Source organism: Streptomyces sp. NPDC053432 (assembly GCF_055585365.1).
Map to the genome: position 1 here is coordinate 1 of NZ_JBVJKF010000053.1, position 4004 is coordinate 4004.

A 4004-nucleotide genomic window follows, 5' to 3' on the forward strand; every position below is an offset into this window, starting at 1 on the left:
CGTGCCCCAGCCGGCTCTCGAGCCGGTAGCGGCCCGCCAACTCCATCCCCCTGTACATGAAGATCAACGTATGCGACTCGCCCGCGATGCGACAAGAATCCTCCGAACCCGGTCGGGGTCTTCCGGCCGCATCCGCCGGCCCGCTGCCAGGAGTACGAGACCGCCGCGACACCGCGACCGGTCCGCTGCGCGGGTCGGCGCTGCACGGCCACGTCGCGGACGACTGACAGGTGCGCCTCGTAGTCGGCGATCGGCCCGGATCGGAGGGTCCAGTCGAGCGGGTACTCGGCCACCCCGCGCATGCGGGTGCGGTTCGCGGTGTCGTGGGGCTCGCCCCGAGGTGGTCGCGGAGATTACGACCTTGGGCGCGGTGATATCGGGGGGTGCTGGCCTGGTGGGTGATCAGCAGGCGGACTGCTGGGCGAGGTTCGGTGCTTGGCTTGCGTCGGGTCGCCCGGCGGGAGGAGCGGTTCGAGACCAGTCCGGCGATCGCGAGGTGGGTCTCGGCGTAGGTCTCCCGGCGGCCGGTGAACTGCTGCAGCGGCCGCCACTGCTTGGACTCGGCGTTGGCGTGCTCCACGCGGATCCGCCGGGAGGACTGGCGGCGTCGCTGCTCGCTCCAGGCGTGGTGCTCGCCCAGCGGGCCGTCGTCCTGCGGCTTCTTCGGCGGGGTACTGACCTGGGCGAGGAACTCGCCAGGCCCCGGTAGCCCTCGTCGAACCCCGCCTTCACCTTCGGGTGCTGGCGGAACTGCTCGGCGATGCCCTCGGTGCGCACGGCGGTCTGGTCGTGCATCCGCCCCGGCCGGACCACCCCGCTGAGCAGGGTGCGGCCCTGGGGGTCGCTGAAGGTGGTGGTCTTGATGGTGTTCTGCTTCCTCTTTCCGGAGACGAATGCCTTACGGCCGGGGCGTCCCGCGCGCGGGCGGCGGACCTGCACCTCGGTGCCGTCGATCCGCAGGTCCACGCCCTCGGCGTCGGTGTAGGCGAACAGGTCCTCCAGCGTGCACAGCCGCAGTCCGGGGCGGTCGGGGACGGCGAAGCCGCGGGCGGCCAGCAGCGGGCGGACCTCGCGGATCGCGCCGGAGACGGTGGAGCGGTCCACCCCGTACAACTGGGCGAGCGCCGCGTGCGGAAGCCCCAGCCGCAGGTGCACAGTGTGACCAGGAGCCGGTCGGTGAACACCTGGCGTTGCTCGGGCCCCGCGCCGGCGGCCCGCCGCCGGTCCCCCCATTACATTCTTGGTGGCCCCGCAATGGGGCGCCCAGCCTCCGGAGTTGGCATGACTTTCTCCCCCTGTCGAACGTATGGCCTGGGGGGGCACCGGCTCCGGAGGCATCGACAGACCGCTGATTAGGGGCATGACCACCGGCTTCTTCGCAGGTCGGGAGGCTCTTCGTAATGTGGATGTGGCGATCGGTGCCGTGGGACGGCCGGGTGGGGACGACCGAAGGACGCACGTGATCGACATGAGTGACATCGGCGCTTTCCTTGGCCTGGACGTCGGCAAGGGCCAACACCACGCCCCCGCCGTCACCCCGGCCGGGAAGAAGGCCTTCGACAAGCGGCTGCCCAACAGCGAACCCAAGCTCCGCGAAGTCTTCGGAAAACTGCAGGCCAAGCATGGGACGTGCTCGTCGTGGTCGACCAGCCGGCCTCCATCGGGGCCCTGCCTCTGGCCGTCGCGAGAGACATGGGCTGCCCGGTCGCCTATCTGCCCGGCCTGCCGATGCGGCGGATCGCCGATCTCTACCCGGGCGAGGCCAAGACCGATGCCCGCGACGCGTTCGTCATCGCGGACGCCGCCCGCGTCATGCCGCACACGCTCCGCTCGGTCGACCTCGAGGACGAGACGATTGCCGAGCTGGAGATGATCGTGGGCTTCGACGACGACCTGGCTGGCGAAGCCACCCGCATCAGCAACCGGCTGCGGGGTCTGCTGACACAGATCCATCCGTCGCTGGAACGGGACCTGGGCCCGCGAGTGCAGCATCCAGCCGTGCTCAGGCTCCTCGATCAGTTTGGCTCGCCCGCCCAGATGACGGCAGTTCGTTCCCGTCCGCCGCCCACCTCGCCGCCTACGCCGGCCTCGCCCCCGCGACCCGCAGTTCCGGCTCCCCGATCCGAGGCGAACAACCCTCGAGACGCGGAAACAAGCAGCTCAAACGGGCCTTCTTCCTCTCCGCTTTCGCCGCCCTGGCCGACCCGGTCTCCAGGACCCACTACGACAAGAAGATCAGCCAGGGCAAGCACCACACCCAAGCCCTCCTCTGTCTCGCCCGACGACGAGCCGACGTCCTGTTCGCGATGCTCCGCGACGGCACCTTCCACGAACCCCAACCCGCCCCATCAGCTTGACCAAACCCATAGGGGCGCACCCCCCCCGCGCCGCTCGCGCAGCGCCGACTCCCGGGCCGCTTCCCGCTTGGGGGCGGGTCTTCGAGCAACTCGCAGCAATGTGCACGAGGGATGCCAGACAGGGCAGGATGGGAACAGGCTGCACAAGCCCAGGTTTGACTCACAACTTGCCCCACCCGTACGGCCCTTCTCCGTCACGGGCGATACTCGACCAGTGGACTCGATCTACCGCAGTACGACGGGCAAGGAGCTCATCCAACGCTGGTGCCTCGACCAGCTCGCCGCATGGTCGGTGCCGCACGAACGGAAGACGGTGACCGCCAAGGGCGCACAGACCCACGTGGTCATCGCCGGCTCCGGTGCGACGACGGTCATGTTCGTCCCGGGCACCAACTTCAACGCCGCTGCGTCCCTGCCGCTGGCCACGGCCCTGGTCACCACCGGCTACCGGGTCCTGCTCGTGGACGTCCCGGGCCAGCCCGGTCTCAGTTCCGGCGAACGTGGTCTTTCCGGCGGTCGGTTGTCCTGGTACGGGGCGTGGCTGAGCGAAGTGATCGAGAAGATCTCGTCCGAGCCCGTAGCGGTGATGGGCCACTCCTTCGGTGCCGCCATTGCCCTGTCCAGCGACTGTCCCCGGATCGACCGGCTCGTCCTGGTCTCCCCTGGCGGACTGACCAGGCTGAGACTGACCCCCACGGTGCTGGCCGCCTCGGCCGCCTGGTTCCTGCGGCCCGCACCGACGCACAGCGCCCGGCTCCTTCGCGCCATGCTCGCGCCTGGCCGTCCACCCCGCGAGGAATTGGTGACCTGGATGACACTGGTCGCCCGGCATGCGCGCTCCAGCGGGGCGCCGGGTGCTGCCACCCTGCCAGCGCGGTCAATTCCCCGCCTGGTCGTCACGGGGGACCACGACGTCTTCCTCCCTCCGAGGCGGCTCGGCCCCGCAGTGCGCGCCGTACTCGGCGCTGAGCTGGGTGTGGTCTCCGAGGCCGGACACCTCGTGGTCGAAGAGCGCCCCGAATACCTGTCCACCTTGCTGGAGAATCCGGGCCAGTCAGCCTCCGATGCCCCCGCGAGGTAGCGACCTCCGGGTGCCGTGTCTGCCGACCACCCGGGCCCACACAGCAGGGCACTCCTGTCGCGCCCAAGGTCGTTAGACACATCCACCACACCGGAGGTCTTCGTCATGATCAAGACCTGGCCCGCGCTAACAACGCTCGTGGTCAATACACCTAGGCAGTGTCTGACAAATGATCATCTGGCTGGTTCGCGGAGCCAAAGGATCAGCGAGGCCAGGACGACTCCGGCGCGATAGCGGTCGGCGAGCTTCTCGCACCTGGTCGCGATCGCGCGGAACTGCTTGAGACGTGCGAAGCATCGTTCCACCACGTTGCGGTCGCGGTAGACCTCCATGTCGAAGGCGGGCGGCCGGCCTCCCAGGCGCCCTCGGCGCCGGCGGTTGGCCGCTTGGTCGCGCCGCTCGGGGATCGTGGCGGTGATGCCCCGGCGCCGCAGCAGGTGACGGATCGCCCGGCTGGAATAGGCCTTGTCACCTAGACGAGTAAGTCCGAAGTCTTCGGGCGCATAAAGCGAGGGTCTCGTTGGTTCGTTTGTGACGACAAACCTGGAGACCCTCGCGACTGCACT

3 protein-coding genes and 2 pseudogenes are annotated in these 4004 nt (G+C 69.2%); 3 read left to right on the forward strand and 2 right to left on the reverse strand.

Annotated features, from left to right (window positions below):
- Positions 1-402: 402 nt before the first annotated feature.
- A complete protein-coding gene (locus ACZ6Y1_RS37425) occupies positions 403-1155 on the reverse strand; it encodes a transposase (protein ID WP_469640640.1) in 753 nt (250 codons plus the stop codon).
- 313 nt (positions 1156-1468) lie between these two features.
- Here ACZ6Y1_RS37425 and ACZ6Y1_RS37430 point away from each other — a divergent pair.
- The 3 genes and pseudogenes from ACZ6Y1_RS37430 to ACZ6Y1_RS37440 all read left to right on the forward strand — a co-directional run.
- A pseudogene (locus ACZ6Y1_RS37430) lies at positions 1469-1896 on the forward strand (IS110 family transposase); the annotation flags it as partial.
- 191 nt (positions 1897-2087) lie between these two features.
- Positions 2088-2357: pseudogene (locus tag ACZ6Y1_RS37435) on the forward strand (transposase); the annotation flags it as partial.
- A gap of 214 nt (positions 2358-2571) precedes the next feature.
- Positions 2572-3438 carry an alpha/beta fold hydrolase gene (locus ACZ6Y1_RS37440; RefSeq protein ID WP_469640644.1) on the forward strand — a complete coding sequence of 289 codons (867 nt, stop codon included), beginning with the start codon at positions 2572-2574 and terminating at the stop codon, positions 3436-3438.
- A 173-nt stretch (positions 3439-3611) separates the two neighbouring features.
- On the opposite strand, the gene ACZ6Y1_RS37445 is transcribed toward ACZ6Y1_RS37440, so the two are convergent.
- Positions 3612-4004 (reverse strand): transposase (locus tag ACZ6Y1_RS37445; RefSeq protein ID WP_469640642.1); only part of this gene is annotated, 393 nt, incomplete at its 5' end.